This window comes from Microcoleus sp. A2-C3, assembly GCF_036706065.1.
Lineage (GTDB): Bacteria > Cyanobacteriota > Cyanobacteriia > Cyanobacteriales > Microcoleaceae > Microcoleus.
In genome coordinates this window covers 36,446-56,896 of the sequence record NZ_JAUBVX010000022.1, presented here as the reverse complement: position 1 = coordinate 56,896, position 20,451 = coordinate 36,446, and the positions used below count along the sequence as shown (strand labels likewise).

20 protein-coding genes are annotated in these 20,451 nt (G+C 44.8%); 11 read left to right on the top strand and 9 right to left on the bottom strand.

Going from position 1 to position 20,451, the window contains the following annotated elements:
• Window positions 1-43 precede the first annotated feature (43 nt).
• Window positions 44-910: a WYL domain-containing protein gene (locus tag QUB66_RS14160; RefSeq protein ID WP_332969105.1), complete on the top strand. Its 867-nt coding sequence runs from the start codon at window positions 44-46 to the stop codon at window positions 908-910.
• A 280-nt stretch (window positions 911-1,190) separates the two neighbouring features.
• Here QUB66_RS14160 and QUB66_RS14155 read toward each other — a convergent pair whose 3' ends face one another.
• Window positions 1,191-1,406 carry a hypothetical protein gene (locus tag QUB66_RS14155; RefSeq protein ID WP_332969103.1) on the bottom strand — a complete coding sequence of 72 codons (216 nt, stop codon included), beginning with the start codon at window positions 1,404-1,406 and terminating at the stop codon, window positions 1,191-1,193.
• A 260-nt stretch (window positions 1,407-1,666) separates the two neighbouring features.
• On the opposite strand from QUB66_RS14155, the gene grxC reads away from it, so the two are divergent.
• Window positions 1,667-1,981 (top strand): glutaredoxin 3, encoded by a 315-nt coding sequence (gene grxC / locus QUB66_RS14150; RefSeq protein WP_332969101.1) that lies wholly within the window; start codon window positions 1,667-1,669, stop codon window positions 1,979-1,981.
• A gap of 162 nt (window positions 1,982-2,143) precedes the next feature.
• On the opposite strand, the gene menD is transcribed toward grxC, so the two are convergent.
• Both menD and QUB66_RS14140 read right to left on the bottom strand, forming a co-directional pair.
• On the bottom strand, window positions 2,144-4,063 hold the full coding sequence (gene menD / locus QUB66_RS14145) for a 2-succinyl-5-enolpyruvyl-6-hydroxy-3-cyclohexene-1-carboxylic-acid synthase (protein ID WP_332969099.1): 1,920 nt from the start codon (window positions 4,061-4,063) through the stop codon (window positions 2,144-2,146).
• A 41-nt stretch (window positions 4,064-4,104) separates the two neighbouring features.
• Window positions 4,105-5,538 (bottom strand): isochorismate synthase, encoded by a 1,434-nt coding sequence (locus tag QUB66_RS14140; protein ID WP_332969097.1) that lies wholly within the window; start codon window positions 5,536-5,538, stop codon window positions 4,105-4,107.
• 382 nt (window positions 5,539-5,920) lie between these two features.
• Between QUB66_RS14140 and menA the strand changes: the two genes are divergently transcribed.
• From menA to QUB66_RS14110, 6 genes are all read left to right on the top strand, one after another.
• On the top strand, window positions 5,921-6,817 hold the full coding sequence (menA, locus tag QUB66_RS14135; protein ID WP_332969096.1) for a 2-carboxy-1,4-naphthoquinone phytyltransferase: 897 nt from the start codon (window positions 5,921-5,923) through the stop codon (window positions 6,815-6,817).
• A gap of 147 nt (window positions 6,818-6,964) precedes the next feature.
• Window positions 6,965-7,207, top strand: coding sequence for a hypothetical protein (locus QUB66_RS14130; protein WP_332969094.1), 243 nt, complete (start codon window positions 6,965-6,967; stop codon window positions 7,205-7,207).
• Window positions 7,204-7,440: a hypothetical protein gene (locus QUB66_RS14125; protein WP_332969092.1), complete on the top strand. Its 237-nt coding sequence runs from the start codon at window positions 7,204-7,206 to the stop codon at window positions 7,438-7,440. Before QUB66_RS14130 ends, QUB66_RS14125 begins: the two co-directional genes overlap by 4 nt.
• 184 nt (window positions 7,441-7,624) lie before the next feature.
• Window positions 7,625-8,425, top strand: coding sequence for a 2-succinyl-6-hydroxy-2,4-cyclohexadiene-1-carboxylate synthase (gene menH, locus QUB66_RS14120; RefSeq protein WP_332969091.1), 801 nt, complete (start codon window positions 7,625-7,627; stop codon window positions 8,423-8,425).
• A 103-nt stretch (window positions 8,426-8,528) separates the two neighbouring features.
• Window positions 8,529-9,662, top strand: a complete 1,134-nt coding sequence (locus QUB66_RS14115) for an o-succinylbenzoate synthase (RefSeq protein ID WP_332969089.1) — start codon at window positions 8,529-8,531, stop codon at window positions 9,660-9,662.
• Window positions 9,641-11,080, top strand: a complete 1,440-nt coding sequence (locus QUB66_RS14110) for a 2-succinylbenzoate--CoA ligase (RefSeq protein ID WP_332969088.1) — start codon at window positions 9,641-9,643, stop codon at window positions 11,078-11,080. Before QUB66_RS14115 ends, QUB66_RS14110 begins: the two co-directional genes overlap by 22 nt.
• A 25-nt stretch (window positions 11,081-11,105) precedes the next feature.
• On the opposite strand, the gene QUB66_RS14105 is transcribed toward QUB66_RS14110, so the two are convergent.
• The gene (locus QUB66_RS14105; RefSeq protein ID WP_332969086.1) at window positions 11,106-12,077 is read right to left on the bottom strand and encodes a putative 2-dehydropantoate 2-reductase; all 972 of its coding nucleotides are present in this window, start codon (window positions 12,075-12,077) and stop codon (window positions 11,106-11,108) included.
• Between QUB66_RS14105 and QUB66_RS14100 the strand changes: the two genes are divergently transcribed.
• Window positions 12,064-12,306 carry a hypothetical protein gene (locus QUB66_RS14100; protein WP_332969085.1) on the top strand — a complete coding sequence of 81 codons (243 nt, stop codon included), beginning with the start codon at window positions 12,064-12,066 and terminating at the stop codon, window positions 12,304-12,306. The two genes, QUB66_RS14105 and QUB66_RS14100, sit on opposite strands and share 14 nt — an antisense overlap.
• 45 nt (window positions 12,307-12,351) lie before the next feature.
• On the opposite strand, the gene QUB66_RS14095 is transcribed toward QUB66_RS14100, so the two are convergent.
• The 3 genes from QUB66_RS14095 to QUB66_RS14085 form a co-directional block, all read right to left on the bottom strand.
• Window positions 12,352-12,765, bottom strand: coding sequence for an acyl-CoA thioesterase (locus QUB66_RS14095; protein ID WP_332969083.1), 414 nt, complete (start codon window positions 12,763-12,765; stop codon window positions 12,352-12,354).
• A 159-nt stretch (window positions 12,766-12,924) separates the two neighbouring features.
• A complete protein-coding gene (locus QUB66_RS14090; RefSeq protein WP_265236748.1) occupies window positions 12,925-13,371 on the bottom strand; it encodes a tellurite resistance TerB family protein in 447 nt (148 codons plus the stop codon).
• 363 nt (window positions 13,372-13,734) lie between these two features.
• Entirely contained in the window at window positions 13,735-15,039 is a 1,305-nt protein-coding gene (locus tag QUB66_RS14085; RefSeq protein ID WP_332969082.1) for an ATP-binding protein, read from the bottom strand.
• Window positions 15,040-15,164: 125 nt separating this feature from the next.
• Between QUB66_RS14085 and QUB66_RS14080 the strand changes: the two genes are divergently transcribed.
• Entirely contained in the window at window positions 15,165-15,497 is a 333-nt protein-coding gene (locus QUB66_RS14080; protein WP_332969081.1) for a TMEM14 family protein, read from the top strand.
• 612 nt (window positions 15,498-16,109) lie between these two features.
• Here QUB66_RS14080 and QUB66_RS14075 read toward each other — a convergent pair.
• On the bottom strand, window positions 16,110-18,665 hold the full coding sequence (locus tag QUB66_RS14075; protein WP_265236714.1) for a protein kinase domain-containing protein: 2,556 nt from the start codon (window positions 18,663-18,665) through the stop codon (window positions 16,110-16,112).
• Between the two features lie 9 nt (window positions 18,666-18,674).
• Window positions 18,675-18,833, bottom strand: coding sequence for a hypothetical protein (locus QUB66_RS14070; RefSeq protein WP_265236716.1), 159 nt, complete (start codon window positions 18,831-18,833; stop codon window positions 18,675-18,677).
• A gap of 331 nt (window positions 18,834-19,164) precedes the next feature.
• Between QUB66_RS14070 and QUB66_RS14065 the strand changes: the two genes are divergently transcribed.
• Window positions 19,165-20,403, top strand: coding sequence for a glycosyltransferase (locus QUB66_RS14065; protein WP_332969079.1), 1,239 nt, complete (start codon window positions 19,165-19,167; stop codon window positions 20,401-20,403).
• Window positions 20,404-20,451: the final 48 nt, after the last annotated feature.

Genomic DNA, 20,451 nt, shown 5'->3' with positions numbered 1-20,451 from the left:
AGAGATAATCAACCCTGTAGCAAGATAAAGTGTCCGTATACTTATGAGTCGCAAAGGTCAATCGATCACCCTGTCGGTTTCTGAACGAGATAAAGCTGAGTTGGAAGCTTTGGCCGAAGAATTCGGGAAGACGTGGGGCGATCGCCCGAACATATCCAAACTGATAGAAGCGATCGCCCGCCGCCAACTGACGATCGCCCCCAACGACGACTGGCCGCAAACCCGCATCCAAGCCCTAGACATCGCCCGACAGCAATTGCTTGACTTGGGCAAAATTGATGAAGCGCTGGAAATTGCCCAATTATTGAGCGATCGCAGCGAACTCACTCTCCCTTTCCGGGCTGAAATCGATCGATTTTTGAGCAACCCCTTACCTGTTTGGCGGCAAAAAATCGACCATTTTATTCACAGACAGCAACCTTTTCGCCTGTCTTACCGGGATGCCAGCGATCGCCTTTGGCATTACACCATCTTGCACGCCCGCATTGTCCCCATTGAAAAGCGACAATATTTAATGTGTCGCTGCGAAGAATCTGAGGGAAATCAAGACGTACCCGGACTCGAACACAATTGGACGCTACTCCTCCATCGCATTGAAGATGCTGCGGTGATTTCGGTCGATCGACCTTGGCTGCCAGATTTAGCCCGGATTCCCGTAGAATTTCATCTATCCGGCAGACTTGCCTTTAACTACAGGCGCAAGCCAGAAGATGAGGAAGTCGGCGAACCCGAAGGCGATCCACCTATCAGGCGAGTGATTCGGAATATCTCAAATACTTTCTGGTTTTTTCGCGAAATCTCTCCTTATTGGGAAGATTGCAGGATTGTCTCTCCAGACAGCGTGCGCGATCGCTTTCAACAAAAACTGATCGCCCTCTGCCGCCAGTACGACATCGACATCCCCGATTAGCCGTTTCCCGAAAAACGCACGGGGACTCAAGAAACCGGGTTTTTACCGAGATTAAGGGTTTAAATCCAGTATTTTGGTAAAAAACCCGGTTTCTGACAACCCCTGTGTCAGCCCAAAAAAAAGCAGCCCGTTACAGGCTGCACATCGAAAAAAACCGTTGTTTAGTTGTAGGAGAAAACTTTAAATCGAATTCAAATTGCCGTTATATCAAGTCTCAGGGACTCCGGCGGGCGATCGACTGCCAATCAATTTCGCCATCTTTAGCTACCGCTGACTCACCTTACATTGCTGCTGAAAGTTCGTTCACCATTCTTACCCGGCCTCTGAGCACTGCCCGCAGCAGGCGGTTGACACAGCCTCTATCTTCGTCATTTAGCGACTCGTCCAAGGTAGCGGCCATCAAACCGTAGCGATCGGCTAAAGTTAAAACGCCCGTGTCGCTGACAGAAGCGATGATTTCAGAGATAGCGCCGGGGAGGAGTTGTAAGCGGTTCATGGCAGTGCGGTTGAATTCGATATATTCATAATCCCCCGGTTTCCCGAAAAGATCAGTGATATTAATGAGGTTCCGAAGGTGATTATTTAGGGTGTACGTAAGTGATCCGAGTTGAGTGAATGTGTGACGCGAATCACAGCGCCAAAGATGCGGCGGGCAATTCCATAGCAGCCTAACCTTTGGTAGGACGCGCTCCCGATCGCCTTTCGCTAAAATGATTTAATCCCTCAATCAGTTTAATTTTTACCCCAGTACCAAAAATGCTTGATTTTCTCAATCCCATTTTGGGCCGATCGCCCGATCGCATCAAAGCCAATGTTGAAATTTACACTTGGCAAACCTGTCCGTACTGCATCCGGGCAAAAACCTTGCTGTGGTGGAAAGGCGTAAATTACACGGAATACAAAATTGACGGCGATGAAGCAGCCAGAAATGCAATGGCCCTACGCGCTAACGGAAAGCGCAGCGTGCCCCAAACCTTTATTAACAACGAACACGTCGGCGGCTGCGATGACATTTACAAACTTGATAGAGATGGACAATTAGATGCGCTGCTAGCTCAACCAGCAGTTTAAATACTCCTTGTACGCTTTTCTTTATTTTCTTTCAGTCCGCGGAGGCGGACTTCGTATGTGTAGCCCCGACTTCCAGTCGGCGGCTGATCTTGTACAATTTTCTTTCAGTCCGCGGAGGCGGACTTCGTATGTGTAGCCCCGACTTCCAGTCGGCGGCTGATCTTAGTCCGCAGCAAATTTACCGAGATTGTCTTGCCGCCATTTAGCATCTGTACGCCTATTTGTTAGCAATTCTAAGACCCGGATAGCGCTATTTGGCTGCGCCAAAAATTTTTGTTTTAACTGCTCCCAATCGTCGATTATCTCATGTTCCACGCCGTAAGTTGCACACAACTGAGCAAAGTTGATATCCTGCGGCGTGGCAAAAAACTCTTCAAAGGGCGGGTCAAATTTGGCAACGGGCAACATTTCAAAAATTCCGCCGCCGTTGTTATTAATTAAAACAATTGTCAGATGACCGACAAATTTATTTTTAATTAAAAAGCCGTTTGTATCGTGCAAAAGTGTTAAATCGCCTGTTAGCAAGATGCTGCTTTGATTGCGGTGGGCCACTCCTAAAGCTGTTGAAAGTGTGCCGTCGATGCCGTTAGCGCCACGATTGACAAAAGGTTTTATTTCTAAGTTGTTCGGCTTCCAGAAAAATTCGACATCTCGCACCGGCATACTGTTAGCAATAAATATTGGTGTTGCTGGGGGCAATATTTGGGAAAGCAGCCAAGAAACTTTTGGTTCTATTATGCTGTTAATTGATGACATTTTCTGGTCGATTGCTTGTCTGACTTTGGTTTCGGCGTTGTTCCAATGTTGCAGATATTCGTTTGTGGCTGAGGTAAGAACCCCCCCTAGCCCCCCCTTGCTAAGGGGGGAGACAAGAGTTAAACCCGCCTTGTTAAGGGGGGGGACAAGAGTTAAACCCGCCTTGTTAAGGGGGGGGGCAAGAGTTAATTTAGTTGCGAGATTTTCTATGGAGGTTCGTAGGTGAATTGTTTTGCCGTGGAGTGGATCTAAGTTGTGGTGGCCCGGATCGATTATGTAGCGTTTTGGTTGGGTTTTGTCTAGCCAGTTTCGGAGTTCTTTGCTTGTGGGTAAGTCTCCGATTTGAATGGCGATTTCTGGTCTTAATTTTTCTGCTAGTTCGCGGTTTCGCAGGATTAGATCGTAGGTGGAAATTAGATGGGGGTTGAGTTGGGCGCGGTTTCTTAGGGGCGATAATCCTTCTGCTAAAACTGGCCAGTTTAATAGTTGGGAAATTTGGGCGATCGCACTACAATACTTTTCTGCATCTTGAGGCTGGGCTACCCCTGCAATAATTATCCCTTTCTCGGATTCCTGCCATTGTCTCAATGCACTTCTTTCTCCCCCCCTTAGCAAGGGGGGGCTGGGGGGGGTAGAGGTTTCTCCTGCACTTCCTACTCCCCCCCTTAGCAAGGGGGGGCTGGGGGGGGTAGAAGTTTCTGCTACAACAATCGGTTCTAATCCGGCAAAGAATTCTTCGGGATTAAATTGTGTTTCTAAAGCTTCTACAGCAATATCTGGAACGGGCACCAGCGGATCGCGCAGGGGGATGTTGAGGTGGACTGGGCCTGGTGTCGGAAATTGCGATCGCTCGATCGCATACACGATCGTCTGTCGCAGATAGCCTAGCATCCCTAATTCTGCTGAAGGGATTGCTAATTCGGCTTGCCAGTTGGGATAATTTCCGTATATTTTAACTTGATCTATGGCTTGTCCGGCGTGACAGTCGCGGAGTTCTGGAGGTCTGTCTGCTGTGAAAATTAGCAGCGGAATTCGACTTTCTCTTGCTTCTATGATCGCCGGAAAAAAGTTGGCGGCGGCGGTTCCAGAGGTACAAATTAGTGCGGTTGGCACACCGGATTTTTTGGCGATTCCTAATGCAAAAAAACTTGCCGATCGCTCGTCTAGTATGGGAATAGTTTCTATTTGATTATTTTGGGCGAAGGCTATTGTTAGCGGTGCCGATCGCGAACCGGGACAAATTACGGCTGTTGTTAATCCCAGTCGCTGCAAAGTCTCGGCTATTATGGAAGCCCAGAGGGTGTTTGTGTTCCGAAAGTCAAGCATTTTGTGGTTTTGGCGATCGATGGTATTTTTATGATATATTCCTAAACTAAAGCATTTAAAAGTGCCTGCAATTTTAGCTGAATTTCTGCTAGTTCTTTCTCAGGTTCTGAACCAGCGACGATACCAGCGCCAGCATAGAGTATAGCGCTAGATCCGTCGATTAATGCCGATCGAATGCCGACGGCAAATTCACCGTTGCCGCTGCGATCGATCCAGCCCAGCGCTGCTGCATACAAAGAGCGATCGTAGCTTTCGCAGGCTCGAATTTGCTGTAGGGCAATATCCCTCGGTACGCCGGCCACCGCTGGCGTTGGATGCAGTTGGGATAAAATCTTTAATAAATGAATATCAGGCGGAATTCTCGCCCTGATCGGTGTCCACAAATGCTGAATATTTGACAGTTGCAACAGTCTCGGTAGCGGGGAAAAGTCGGGATTGATGCCGAGACTCGACAGGCGATCGACTATAAAATCAATCACAACTTGATGTTCTCGAATATCCTTTTCACTGTTCAGCAAACCTTTCCCTAAATTCCCATCTTCCGCCTGAGTTTTGCCCCTCGGCGCGGAACCAGCTAAGGCATCTGTTACTAACTGATTGTTTTGAATGCTAATTAAGCGTTCTGGACTAGCACCGATAAAATTTTTACCTTTGCCGTTACTGGTAGAAAATACGTAGCAACCTGGATAAGTGAGGCGCAAGTTATTTAAAGAATCTATTAAGCTAAAAGGGGTTTTTGAAATAACATTTATTGCTTGGGACAAAACAAGTTTACTGAAATATTTAGACTCAATTAATTCTAAAGCTGACTTTACCGATGTTTTGAATTGAGCCGCATCATTCACAGGTATTTGTTTTAAAAATATCGATCTGTTGCCAGGATTTCTTATTTTTATGTAATTCAGAGAGGCTATTTTGTCAACTTTTTGAAAAATATTTTCAGTAATAAATTTAACATTTATATCTCGGTTGATGATGGTATTTGCGACAATTGTACAGCTATCTTTTAGGCGAGTAATCTGCCATTTTGGTAGAAATATGATGCCGGGGGGAAAGTAAGAATTGCTGGCGATATTCTCATCAAAAAAAGCAAAGCTACAAAAAAAGTGCGGCCCGCTAAATGGCAAGCGTTCCGTACCGATGGTAATTGTTTGGGTAAGGCATGATTGAATGAAATTTTGAGCGAGGGCAAATCGATCGCTTCCCGCTACTGTGACATGGATGGCCGAATCTAGGGCGGCAATCGCAAAACTGTTGCCTGCAATGGGGTCTCTTTTTTCAAAATAAAAGTGTCTGTCATCGGGTGCGGCAATTTCTTGCAGTACCACTAGCGGATCGACGGGGGAAATTTCCTGAGAAATACTAACTATTTTTGTTTGATCTTTTTCGGTTAAAGACTGCTGGCAATCTAACAGAAACTGATGCAGTTGATTGCGGTCTTGCAAAAGATTAGCGCGGTGCGGTATTACTGTCATGAAATCGAGAATAGCAGATTTGTCAGAAAGAGTGCGGTTTTGTCCCGCTAGAAACCCTATTTCGATCTAACCACGCTCCGGGCGATCGCAAAACATGACCTTTCGAGTTTCCCGACAGTTTGGGCGCGCTGCGGGCAAAAAAAAGACGATCCCGCGATCGAGCGAAACATTTAGACATAAAACTTTAAGATTGAGAGGGCGAGTTTCGGCAAAAGGCGTCGGCCCCGCAGAGGTTAGTAGACGGGCATTACCGGGCGTGCCAGAGTCCGCAAAGGCTGTCAGCGGATGCCGGAGGCGCACTCAACCGAAGACAGAGCAGACATTCTTTACCAATTAAATTGTAAAATTACCAAGCTGCTATCAATTGAATCAAGTTTGTGTAATGACAACAAAGTTAATTGAGCGTTCAAATAGTAAATTGTGGCTGGCGGCAATCAAGCCACCCATGTACAGCGTTGCCGTGATTCCCATTTCAGTAGGAACTGCCATAGCTTTTGCCGAAACTAAAACGATTAATTCGTCAATCTTTTCGACATTTTTAATGTCAGCCATTTTGATTATAGCATGGCTGAATCTCAGCAATGATGTATTTGACTCGGAAACAGGCATCGATAAAAACAAAGCGCATTCCGTAGTTAACTTAACCGGAAATAAAGCTTTAGTTTTCTGGATAGCCAATTTATTTTTAGCCGTCGGAGTGTCGGGAATCTGCGCTATTTCCTGGTGGCAAAAAGACCCAACAGTAATTTTGCTAGTAGTTTTGTGCTGCGCCCTCGGCTACACCTATCAAGGGCCTCCGTTTCGTTTGGGCTATCAGGGTTTAGGCGAAATCATCTGCTTTTTTACTTTCGGGCCCCTAGCTTTAGCTGCTGCTTATTACAGTCAAACTCAAACTTGGTCTGCTACTAATTTTGCGGCTTCGGCAATCGTGGGAATTACTACGAGTATCATCTTATTTTGTTCTCACTTTCATCAAGTTGAGGATGATTTGGCTGCCGGCAAAAAATCGCCGATTGTCCGAATCGGGACGAAAAAAGGTGCGCTGTTGTTGCAGTGGTTGTGCGGCAGCATTTATGCTTTGACTGTACTGTTTGTGGCGTTGCGAATGTTCCCAATTTGGACGCTGTTGATTTTTGGGAGTTTGTTTTTTGCGATCGACCTTTGTCGCCATGTCACAGACTATCACGACCAACCCGCAAAGGTCAGCAACTCTAAGTTTATCGCACTCGCGCTGCATTTTTCCAGCGGTTTGCTGCTGGCGCTGGGGTTTGTGTTGTAGTTTGGGCGATTATCGAAAATTTCGGTAAAATAAAAGTACGGTTCGTAGTGAGGACTAAAGTCCTGTTTCTAATATTTTAGTCAATCAGGACTAAAATCCTTACTACAAACAGTTTGATCTTGAATCACCAACAGGGAGAAGCCAATCATGAGCACAGTAGAAATTAGCCCAATCCTAACCCTAGAAGAAATTTTTAGTCTGTATCCTGATGAGTGGGTACTCATCGTTAATCCTGAATTAGATGAAGAATTAAGTGTGATTCGAGGTGAAGTTTTAGCCCATGCAGCAGAACGCGATGAAATTTATAGTAAGCTTTCATTAAGGAATGGAAAATCTGTAGCCATAGAATATACTGGACTGATACCTGAAAACCTAGCAGTGATGTTATGACGAAAATGCCAAATTATCAGAAAGCCTACCGTTTATTGCGTTATGGGCAAAATTTGCTTGCCGTGCAAGCAACTATTGGCAGTAGAGAAAGGGGCAATTTTCTGCGGGTGCGTTTATTGGTAGATACGGGCTCTAGCTTCACAATATTGCCAGTTCAAGTGTTACAAAATTTGGGTTATGATACTGGCAATCCTTTACGCAGACAAGAATTAGTTACAGGTCAAGGAATATAATTTATGCTCCTGTGATTAATGTATCTTGGTTTAATTGTGTGGGTCAACTAATAGAAGATTTTGAGATAGTTGCCCATAATCTACCACCAAATATTCGTATAAATGGTCTTCTTGGTATGGATTTTCTCACTCGTTTTCAAGCAGTCATATCTGTTGGCGATGCGGAAATTAGATTTCAGTAAATATGGAAAAATCTAAAAATTATCAATTTCACTATACTTTAACTGGCAAAAATAATCAGCCAATAATTCTATTATTGCACGGATTTACGGGCAACAATCAAGACTTTAGCAGCGTCATTTCCTTACTATCTAAAAAATATTGCTGTCTCGCTGTTGACCTTCCCGGCCACGGACAAACCAGAGTTAGCGGCGACGAAAGTTGCTACAATATGTCTAACACAGCCCAAGCTTTGATAGACTTATTAGATGATTTAGAAATAGACAAATGTTTGTTGTTGGGCTATTCAATGGGCGGGCGATTGGCGCTGTACATGACATTACATTTTCCTGAAAGATTCGAGAAAGTCGTGTTAGAGTCAGCTTCTCCGGGATTAAAAAGTGAAAAAGAGCGATCGCACAGACGACAAGCCGATTCACAAACAGCACAAAAGCTCGAAAATAGCAACATTAAAGATTTTATCTTAAACTGGTACGATCGCCCTTTATTCAAATCCTTAAAAAAATCTCCCAAATTCGACCAACTAATCGAAAGCCGCTTAGCAAACAATCCCTTAGAATTAGCCAAATCACTCCGCAACCTGGGAACCGGCAACCAAGCATCTCTTTGGGAAAAACTAACACAAAATCAAATCCCCATTCTCTTGCTAGTGGGAGAAGATGATCGTAAATTTCAAAGTATTAATGCAGAAATTGCCAGCTTATGTCCGGCCGCTAGTCTCAACATTATACCAAACGCTGGTCACAATATCCATTTTGAAAACATTGATAAGTTTGTGGAAGTTGTGAGACAATTTTATGATTAACGGGCAGTCAGAAACCGAGTTTTTTTACGAAAATCCTTCGTCATAACCGACAAATTAAGTAAAACCCCGGTTGCTGCGGTTTTAGCGATTAACAAAAAAGTAAATGCTATATAAATTCGAGTTTCGCACCTATCAGCGAAAATTTAAGCGCCCGCTGCTAACAAGTCACGGAATTTGGGATATTCGATCAGGAATTATCCTGCGACTTGTTGACGAAAATGGTCGTATTGGTTGGGGAGAAATTGCCCCTTTAAGTTGGTTTGGTTCCGAAACTTTTGAGCAAGCTTTAGAATTTTGTCAGCAGTTACCTGCTAATATTTCATCAGAGATGATTTTTGCTATTTCCAGTGAATTGCCAGCTTGTCAATTTGGCTTTGAGTCAGCACTATCAAACTCTAGATCCCCCCTAACCCCCCTTAATAAGGGGGGGACAAGAAATATTCTCAAAGTCCCCCTTATTAAGGGGGATTTAGGGGGATCTAGACTTGGGCTGAAAACTACATTTATTGTGGGTTCTGTCTTAAGCTGTCACCAATCGACAAAGCCTGGGAACGAGGATAAAAATAGTCTGTACAGCGGTTTATTGCCTGCTGGTGAAACGGCTTTGCAGGTTTTACCAATGCTTTGGTTGGAGGGACATCGCACGTTTAAATGGAAGATTGGCGTTGCTGCAATTGAACAAGAATTAACGATTTTTCAGCAGCTAATTGCATCAATGCACGATTTGTGCGATCGCCAAACAGCACTTTTACGCCTAGATGCTAATGGGGGACTCACCTATTCCGAGGCCCAAAAATGGCTGGAAGCTTGCGATCGCGTGACAGCAACTCCCGACTTGGCGACAGATATTGAATTTTTGGAACAGCCACTGCCGATCGCCCAGTTTCAGGAAATGGTAGAATTGAATGCTATTTATGCAACGGATCTCGCCCTAGACGAATCCGCAGCCAACCTCGATCGCATCCAAGAATGCTACAGCCAAGGTTGGCGGGGAATTTTTGTCATCAAACCTGCGATCGGCGGTTCTCCATCCCAACTCCGAAAATTTTGTCAAACTCACAATATAGACGCAGTTTTCTCATCAGTATTTGAAACCAAAATCGGCAGACAAGCAGCCTTAAATTTAGCAACAGAATTGTCTCTAAATAATAGAGCCCTAGGCTTCGGTACCGATAGCTGGTTCGACGACAATCAAGACACCTGGTTAAAGCATCTATGGCAAAACAAATCACAGTAAATAGTCTGAATCTACCCTTTGAATTGCCCGATAATTGGCTTATCGGTTGTGACAGCCGCGAATTTGCCCGAATAGTCGATCGGCAATTTCAACAAATCACCAAAAATCCCGCCCAAAAAATACCCCCCAAAATTTGCATCGCAGAATCAGAACCCCTGCAATTTCTTGCCAGCTTCATCAGCGCCCGTGCCGCCAAATGTCAGATTTTCCTCTGCAATCCCAACTGGGTAAAACAAGAATGGGAACAAGTCTTTGATTTAGTCCAACCAGACTTAATTTTCGGACAAACTGCTGAGTTTAAAAAAATATTCCCCTCTCTTCCTTTGTATAACCGCGAATTCAATTCACCCGAAATTGATGAATTAGATCAAATCATGATTCCCACCGGCGGTTCATCGGGAAAAATCCGTTTTGCCATCCACACTTGGGAAACACTCACCGCATCAGTCCAAGGTTTTCAAGAATATTTTCAACTTGACAAAATCAACTCATTCTGCGTTTTGCCCTTATACCACGTCAGCGGTTTCATGCAATTTATGCGATCGTTTACGACGGTTGGCCAACTGGTAATCCAGCCGTTCAAAACATTAGAATCTAGCGAAAAATCCGATATCGAACCAGAAGAATTTTTCATTTCCTTAGTTCCAACTCAACTGCAACGGCTGCTGCAAAACCCAGATACAGCTAATTGGCTGTCCCGGTTTCGTGCCGTACTTTTGGGCGGTGCTCCCCCTTGGCCCGAACTTTTAGCAACAGCTAGAAACTATCAAATCAAACTAGCTCCCTGTTACGGCATGACAGAAACTGCTTCACAGATTGCCACACTCAAACCCGAAGATTTTCTCGCGGGAAACAACACTTCTGGTCAAGCTTTACCCCACGCAAAAATAACAATTCGCAGTCCCAAGGGTGAGATTTTGTGCTCGAATCAAATTGGAAATATTGCAGTTAATTCTAAATCTTTAGCTTTGGGTTATTATCCTGAAAAATTTGGAGATAAGTCATGTTTTCAATTAGACGATTTGGGATTTATCGATCACAATAACTGTTTAAATATTGTCGGACGCAGCAGCGACAAAATTATCACCGGCGGAGAAAACGTATTTCCGGCACAAGTCGAAGCCGCCATTAAGAATACTAATTTAGTTGCGGATGTTGCTGTAATTGGCTTAGCTGACAAAGATTGGGGTCAAGTCGTTACGGCGATTTATGTTCCCGCTAATTCCGAAGTTACTTTCAAAAATTTGCAAGCAGCAATCGAAGATAAGTTGAGCAAGTTTAAGCAGCCGAAAAATTGGGTTGTCGTCGAAGAATTGCCCCGGAATGCTCAAGGGAAAGTCAATCGAGAACAATTGCAAGAAATTGCAATCAAAATGGTTCGTAGTGAGGACTTTAGTCCGCATAAATCAAAGGACTAAAGTCCTCACTACAAACCTGTATCTATTATTCCACACCTAACAGCCTTCTCGTCCTTTCTGCTTCTTGCCTTTGAACGTCCACAAACTTCAACATTCGGTAAAGTACCTCTATTTGTGGCAACTTAACACCTGCTTTTTGGGCTACCCTTATCGGATTGCCAAAAATCGCCTCTACTTCCAGCGGCCGCGATTCATCGTAATCGATTTTCATGCTGGTGCGGTAAGGCTTCATTTTGTGAGTATATTCCAGCATATTTGGGATAAAATTATCGGGAATAATGCGATCGCAACTTTTAGCCGCCGCTATCACTTCCGCCATAATTTCCTCAACCAAAATCAAAGTATCAGGATTAGCCATCAGTTCGTCAGTTCTCGCATTCAAAATCACAGACAGCCCGTTATAAGGAATATTCCAAACTAGCTTTTTCCACCTTGACAACAGTAAATCTTCGCTCATCTCTATGGGAATCTCAGCCAGTTGAAAATCCTCAGCAATTTGGCGCAATCTGTCAGTAATACCGATGGCTTTGTAGTCTTGGGCATATTCACCCAAGGTAATAGTACCGTAATCTATGTGGCAGATATGACCGGGGCTAACTTTATAAGAACACAGAAAACACAGCCCGCCAATCACTCGTTCTGCACCGACAATTTGAGCAATTTGTGGTTCCGCATTCAGTCCGTTTTGCAAAACTAAAACAACGCCGTTATCCTTTAATAAAGTAGGTAAAAGTTTGGGCAATAAGTGATTTTGCGTGGTTTTCAGTGCGAGAATTACTACGTCGCACTGAGGCATTTTGTCCGCGTCACGGTAGGCGCGGACTTGTGGGAGGGTGAAGTCACCTTCGGGAGACTCGATCGTCAAACCGTGTTTTTTGACGCGATCGTAATCGGTGCGTAGCAAAAAATTAACTTCTAAACCTGCTTTTTGCAGTCGAGCACCGTAGAATCCGCCTAAAGCTCCCGTGCCGACGATAGCATAATTGCGATTTGTCATAAGTAGAAGGAAGAAGGAAGAAGGAAGAAGGAAGGAAGAAGGAAGAAGGAAGAAGGAAGAAGGAAGGAAGAAGGAAGAAGGAAGAAGGAAGAAGGAAGAAGGAAGAAGGAAGAAGGAAGAATGCTTCTTAGAGATCTGGTTTTTGAGTTATCTGTATTTTACGTTTAATTACCTGGATTTACTTAATATCAAAAAATTAGAATTAATTATCAACAAAACTGAAATTTGACTGTGATTCCCTGCTATTATTTAAATATTGAAGTTATCTAAAATCTCAACTCTCAAATTGCCTCATCCACTGCATTAAGTCTTCAGATAGCTGTTTTCTAGTTCGCGTCACTGCATCAATGCAGACGTGCTTAGTAAGAGCTTTAGCCGCGCTTCTTCCTGCAATTTCCCCAGAAAATACTTGATAGGCAATTTCAAATTCATCGCCAGCAACTTGTTTGGGCGTTAGTTGAATTATCAGCCGATCGCCCGCAAACATAGGGCGATAAAAATCTACAGTAGCATGAATTACGGGCAAAGCTGCCTGGGGATTGCTAAAAAATTCTTTGAGATTGATGCCCGATGCTGCTAGAGATGCCTCGTAAGCTTCGTGGCACATCGCCAAAACGTTAGCAAAGTAAACGACTCCAGCAGCATCGGTATCTTGAAAGCGCACAGTGCGGGTGTAAGTGAAAGGCATTTGAGGTAGTAGCGGGCGATCGCAAATTAAAGCTGAATTTTACCAACCATCATATCGGTAAACCAGCACTTTTGCAGCAGCGATCGGCTAACTAAGCAGCGGCTAATTTTTTATATTCTCAAACTCGCCCTCCTCACTCCTTCCGCTTCCCCTGCTTTCTTAACCTTTGTTTTTTATCAACATCACGTCTATAATCTTGAGGGCAACTTCTTCGGAAAGATCCAATGCACAGTAAAGATCATTCAAAAGTTGTTCTTCTTCTTCTGAGACTTCGCCATCTGCTAAAGCGATATCAGTTGTCACAGCAAAAACTGTTTCTTTAAGTTCGTCTGGAAGCGTTGCCAAAGCCGCATCAAACAGTACCTGAACTCCTTGTCGTTGCAGGATCATCAGCAGCCGATCGAGCATTTTTCGCATCACATCATCTGGATAGCTGCGGAACAATTGCATCCGAGATAGCGTCATACTAATCGCTTTACTTTCGCTGTCGTTGATGTAACCATCGGCTGCTACGGCAATTAGCGCGATCGCCGCAAATGCTTCGGCAGGCCCTAACGTGACATCAGTTTGTTGGCGAGTCTGCGATACTTTATCAAATAAACCCATGATACTTTCCTCATTATTTAGTAGTCGATTCATGGAGTCCCGATGGGCTCTGGCTTTAGATGTTTCCTTGGCTGGGAATTTCGACAATTATATCAAATCTGCTGAGTTATTTATTATCAATAAAATTATGAAAAAATTAAGAATTTTTATTTTGCCCTTCGGCGCTGCAAGGGTGGGTTGATTCAGAGCCTGAATTACCTTGCGATATCTCCGTTCAGTTGACAGTTGACAGTTGACAGTTGACAGTTGACCTGGAAGAAAGAGGATTGCAGTAATGAATCGTCTGATTTTAATTTCTCCATAAAAGGGAGAGGCTTTAAACCAATTCTTTCTGGTAAAACCAGCTCTCCCAGCGCAGACAATCTACTTGTCAAACAAAGCTAAATCTGCTTTTAGGAAATCAACAAACTGCCGCGCAGTCCTTCCAGATCGCCCATTGCGACGAGTTGCCCATTCCTTAGCGCGGTGCTCCAAATCCTCAACAGCGAGCTTGATCCCAGCCAGTTCTGCCAAATGTCGGACAATTGTTAAATAAGTGTTTTGATCCGCAGGTTCAAAAGTTAAAGTCAAGCCAAACCGATCGCTAAATGAGAGTTTTTCCTGCACAGTATCCCAAGCGTGAACTTCGTCTCCGTCGCTGGGGCGAGGCCTATCATCAAAAAACTCTCGAATTAAATGCCTGCGGTTAGATGTGGCGTAAACTACAACATTTTGAGGCCGGGCGGTGACATTGCCTTCCAAAACCACTTTCAAGGATTTAAAAGCATCATCATCTTCTTCAAAGGAAAGGTCATCGACAAAAATAATAAACTTTTGAGGAACTTCCCGCAACTTCTCCACAATTAGTGGCAAATCTTGCAAGTCAGATTTAGATACTTCAATCAAGCGCAGATTGCGATCGCCAAATTCATTTAACAGCGACTTCACCAAAGAAGACTTACCCGAACCGCGACTCCCGTACAGCAAAACGTGCAAAGCCGGATAACCAGCCAGCAAAAACTCCGTATTTTTCACCAGAGCATCGCGCTGCCAATCGCAGCAAACCAACTCTTTCAAATTTATGCGATCGGGATGCGAAATACTCGCCAACTGCCCGGAGCGCCAGCTAAAAGCGCGATATTCGGCAAACAAACCAGTACCAAACTTTCGGTAATATTCTGCCAAAGATTCCGCAGCACCAGACCATTTTTCCAGTTGTCCGTGCAGGGGTTTATCGCCCGGTTCTGCTACAGTTTCGGAATGCCAAATCGGAGGCACTACGTCAAGTTGACCCGCTACTCGCACCCACTTGCTCAACTGTTCGCTGCTGCATTCGTAAATATTTTGCAGCACTTGTAAATCATGTCTGGCGGCCTCCACCAAAGCTGGTGGCAAACTCGCAAAATCTGTTTGTTGAGCCTTGCGAGAAAATGGATTTTCGTCTTTGAGAATTTCCCAAATCAGAGAATCTTTCCAACTCAGATTTTGAGCGGCCTGAACTTTGAACCATTTGCCGTAAGCCACCTGACAGTCTAAAGCGCTGACTTCGCTGTGGTGGAGAGCTTGCAGCAAGTCGAGAAAGGCTTGAGCTGGGGGGCTTGTGAGGACTGATTGATACAGCAGCAGGGATGCTGCTTGGCGTTGGAGGTAACGGATTTGGGCGATCGCACCAGAAGTTAAGGCTGACATAAGGGCAATTGTATAACAGTTAGATACTCTGACTGGGTTTAATAAATTTTCTAACAATTTGTGACCGCAATCGCAGCTATCGCTGTATAAATTTAGATGCACTTGTGAAATTTGGGGCATTAAAAATGAATTTAGGTATAGCAGCGGCGATCGGCTACGGCGTTTTGACACTAATTGGTGGCATCATGGGTTACATCAAAGCCAAAAGCCAAGCCTCGCTCATTTCCGGCCTGATTAGCGGTTCGCTGCTAATTTTTGCCGGCAGCGCACAACTCATGGGACAAACTTGGGGTTTAACATTAGCAGCAGCCATCTCCGCTGTTTTAGTAGTAGTCTTTATTGTACGGTTGGTCAAAACTCGCAAGTTTATGCCGGCTGGGATGCTGATTTTAGCTAGTTTGGCGTCTTTGGGTGCCATCGTTTACGAACTCAGCGGTCAATCGATGTTAGCTTTTTGATTTTATATTTTAGATTTTAGAGTTGAGACTTTAGATTAACTCCACAGCCTTTACTGGGAGTTTAAGCTAAAGTCAATCGATTTTAGATTTTAGATTTTAGATTTTAGATTAACTCCACAGCCTTTACTAGGAGTTTGAGCTAAAATCTAATTTTTTTGTCCATGACTTAATTGTGTGGCTTGCATAGCCTTTCTCAGAAACAGTGCGGTACGCTGGTATTTTGCGTAATTGGTAATTTAGTTCTGTACCCATGAATACCCAGAAACCGGGTTTTTCAACTAAAATATTAGCAAAAATCCTTAATCTCGGTGAAAAAACCCAGTTTCTTGAGCCTGGTATTGCACCCATGCTTGGCACTTTCCCAAATTCTTAGAAAATGAGCTTAATTACTGCAATTAAATGAGAGGCGATCCGTAGCAGCGCTAGCGCAATTATCTGTTTAACTGGTTCCCAGGCTCCAGCCTGGGAACTGAGATCTAGAGGCTCTGCCTCCCTTGAAAAAATGCAGGCAGAGCCTCCGGATCTGCGTTACCAGGCCGGAGCCTGGTAACGAGTAGAAGGAGATGATCCCCTCTTCCTTCTTCCTTCTTCCTTCTTCCCTCTTCCTTCCGATTATCTGAGCCACAACTTAATAGTATTGTCTTTAGAACCGCTAGCAATAGTTTTGCCATCGGGACTAAAAGTCACTACATAAACCTCATCGGTATGTCCCGTCAAAGTATTCAGCAATTCTCCGGTTTCAAAGTCCCAAACTTTAATAGTTTTATCCTTGCTCCCGCTAGCAATAAATTTCCCATCCGGGCTGATAGCAACTGAGACAATATCATCAGAATGTCCCTTAATCGAACGAATTAAATCTCCACTTTCGAGATTCCAAATTTTAATGCTTTCATCGTAGGAACCGCTAACAATTGTCTTGCCGTCTGGACTCACAGCAACCGACCTCACCGCGTCGCCGTGTCCCTCCAGAGTTTTGATCAACCTCCCCGTTGCTACATCAACAATTGTAATTTTTTTATCCTTAGAACCGCTAACCAAACTTTTGCCATCGGGAGTGAAAGCAACAGAATAAACAAAATCTGTATGGTCTGGTAAATTGTAAATCAAATTGCCAGTTGCTGCATCCGAAATCTTGGTGGTTTTGTCTCCGCTGCCGCTAGCAACGAGCTGTCCGTCGGGGCTGAGAGCGACAGACCAAACAGATGCAGTGTGATCGAGACTGCGAGTAACTTGCCCTGTTTTCAAATCCCACAACATGACTCTCCAAAAACCTGTTCCTGTCGCCAGTTTCGTACCCTTTGCGTCGAAAGCAACCGACCAAATGGTGGAGGAATCTCCGGGGAAAGTGCGGATCGATTTGCCTGTGGCTAAATCCCAAATTTGGATGGTTTTGTCTTTGGAACCGCTGGCTAACATTAAGCCGTCTGGACTGAAAGCAACAGCCCCAACTGCATCTGAATGCTGAGCGAAGTTTTTGACTTTGGCGTTTTTCCAGTGGAGACCTGCTTGGCACTTTTCTTGTAAGTTTTGAGCGGACGTATAGGCGCTGGAAGTGTTGGCAATTGTTGGTATTTGGCTGATGCAGCCTTCATAATTGCTTTCTTGATAAAAAGCATCGATTCGATTGAATTGTTGGGCTTCTTGCTGCACTAGCTGCTGTCTTTCTTGCCATTTGAGGTATCCGTAAATTCCACCGATCGCAGTTAAGAGTGCTGCAATGGTTGCTCCGGCGATATAAGGATTGAATTTGCGAGGTTCTTTGGGGACAATTGCTGCGCTGCTGGTGCTGGGGCTGGCGATCCTCTCCGTTGGCGTAGCCCCCGTAGGGGCGGGCTGCGCTAACGACAAATCCCCTTTTCCGTTCAAATTTACCTCCGGGGATACCGCCGGAGTTGCCTGCACGCCGAGTGGAACAGCGCTGCTGGCTAGTGGCGGATTGGGGTTGCGGTGTCCCTCCAAAACTATGGCGATCGCCTTATACAATTTACCGAATAAAGATTTAGGAACGACTAATTCTTCGATTCTCGTGGCATCTTCGTCGGTAAGTCCTAAAACTTGCTGCAAGCGTTTTAATTCCTCGCGAGTTTCCACAGAAAAGGGATATTCTTGCTGCATGGCTTCTTGCAGAGATTGTTCGTAGCGTTCGCCTTTTTCCCTGTATTTACGATAGGGGTTCAATACTTCATCTTCCATCGCCTCTGCTTCTTCAGGTTGCAATTCCAAACTGACGCGCAATTCTTCTAATATTCTCCGACCGACGACTGTAATGTCACCGCGATTGCTGCTGCGCCGATCGACTTCTTCGCGATAGATTGTGAGTTTGGGTATCCGTGCGCGCGATCGATCGCCAATTTTCCGCAAATCTGCCAAAGCCTCCGCCGCCGACTGGTAGCGCTCCCGAAAATCGTAGCGCACCATATTGTCCAAAACATCGGACAGCGCTTGGGAGCAGGTGGTTAAATGGCGCCAAACAATTTCGCCTCGATTAGAATTTTTCAAATCCCGCAGTTTGGGCAAATCGTAAGCCGGCAAACCCGTCATGGCTTGAATGCCAATCATTCCCAAGGCGTAGATATCGCTGTTGAGTTGTGGATTATATTGAAATTGCTCGATCGGCATATATTCCAGCGTACCAATCCGCACAGTTACCGGCGCTTGTCTTTGAGCGATGTGAATCTCTTTCACCGAGCCAAAGTCGATCAAAACTAACTTGTTGTCCGCATAGCGGCGGATTAAATTTGCTGGTTTAATATCTCGATGAATTACGCCCTGTCCGTGTACAAACACTAAAATTTCTAATAGTTCCTTCAGCAAAGGAATAATTTTTTCTTCGGTAACAGGTTTGCCCGGTACAATCTCGGTGGATAGCGAGTGACCGGCAACAAAGGATTCAACTAAGAAAAATTCTTCATTTTCTTCAAAATAAGCAAATAGCTGAGGAATTTGGTCGTGTTGACCGAGCTTTTCTAGAACTTCTGCTTCTTTTTGGAAAAGACGGCGCGTAGTATTAATTAATTTCGGTTCGCTGCTACCGGGACGCAGGTGCTTGACAAAGCACTGCGGTTCACCGGGGCGACGAATATCTTTCGCCAGATAGGTTTGTCCAAATTCTCCTGTTTCTATGACTTCAAGGATTTGATAGCGTCCATCTAAAAGTTGGCTCACCATGATAATAACTTAGTTGCTCCTGGGCATTGGGCATTGGGCATTGGGCATGGGGAATTGGGAATTGGGAATTGGGAATTGTTTTTTCTTTCCTTCTTCCCTCTTCCTTCTTCCTTCTTCCCTCTTCCTTCTTCCTTCTTCCTTCTTCCTTCTTCCTTCAACTTCTGGCATACTTTATTTTTTCAACATCTGCAAAGCTTGATAGCCCAAAAAGAAAAAACCCAAAGCGCCGACTACCGCTATCGTATTCGCAAACACATCGACTGTCAGAAATTCGCCCATTGCAATATCCTCTCTTAACTGATATCTATCCTCGGCTTTTCGGTCGCTGACTGGGTGAGGGGTCTTGCCCCTTGCTGCGGTAGAGCCGAAAGATGCTCACAAATTATAGCAAAGGAGGCGGCCGAAATAACTTTTTGGGCGATCGACTAGCTTTTTGTTTTAATATTTTTTAAAATTTAAGGAGACAAATTGTGCACCGAAATTTTGAGGTCAGTTCGCTTTGATATTGTTAACCCTGGTAATTTTTTCTCTGATTGTAAGTAGAGCTTACACTAAGAATTTGCGCCTCAGCGTCAAAAATGCGCCTCGCACCGACAGCAGTAGGGATCAGCAGTTATTTCCGTCGGCGGGGGACTTCCCCAAAGTTTCGGTAATCGTACCAGCCTACAACGAAGCTGAGAATATTCGGGATTGCGCGATCGCCATTTTGGAGAGTACAGCCCTGTCTGTGGACAACCTAGAGGTTTTGATTGTAGACGATCGATCGACAGACGACACCAAGGCGATCGCCCAAACTCTACAACAACAGTTCAACGACCCCCGCCTCAAAATATTAGCAGGTCAGGCGCGACCGGCCAACCAATATTGGGCGGGCAAAAACTGGGCCTGCGCCCAAGCTGTTCAGGAAGTAACCGGAGAATTTCTATTATTTATCGATGCCGACGTGCGGCTGAAACCGGGGGCGATCGAAACGGCGATTGCAACAGCAGAAAATGGCAAAATAGACTTGTTTACCTGTATGCCAGCGCTGGTTTGCGAGTGTTTTGCCGAATGGTTAGTGCAGCCGTTAATGTTCAATCACCTAGCAGTTTGCTTCGATTTTACGGCGGTTAATGATTCCTCAAAAACAGATAGTGCTTTTGCGGGTGGCCCATTTATGCTGTTTAGGCGATCGGCTTACGAAAAAATCGGCGGACACGAAGCAGTTGCAGGCGAAATTGTGGAAGATGTGGAATTAGCTAGACGCATCAAACGTGCAGGTTTAAAGCTCGCACTTTATTCGGGTTCAACTTTGGCATCCGTGCGGATGTATCGGTCTTGGAGCGCATTGTGGGAAGGCTGGACAAAGAATCTGTATCTCGGCGCTAAGCGCAGGTGGGGAATGATGATTTACATGGCCGCAATTATGTTATTTCTTTATCCGATGCCGTGGTTGGCATTAGGTATTTTACTGGCTAACGGCGAAATCGCCAACATAATTACCAATCACCAATTAGCAATTACTAATTACCATTTGCCGATTACTTTGTTAACTATTGGTTTATCTGCGATCGTAATTTGGCAGCATTACACTTTACGCCGTTTGGGTGCCGAAATTTCCGACTGTCCGACGAAATACTGGTGGTTGGGAGGTTTGGGAGGAGTCTTAATTGCGGCAATTGCGATCGGTTCCGCCATCAAAACCGAAACTGGTTGGGGATGGACTTGGCGCGGGAGAGCTTTGCAAATTAAGAGTTAATTCAGACTTAAGCATGGGGCCGCAGAAACCGGGTTTTTTACGACAATA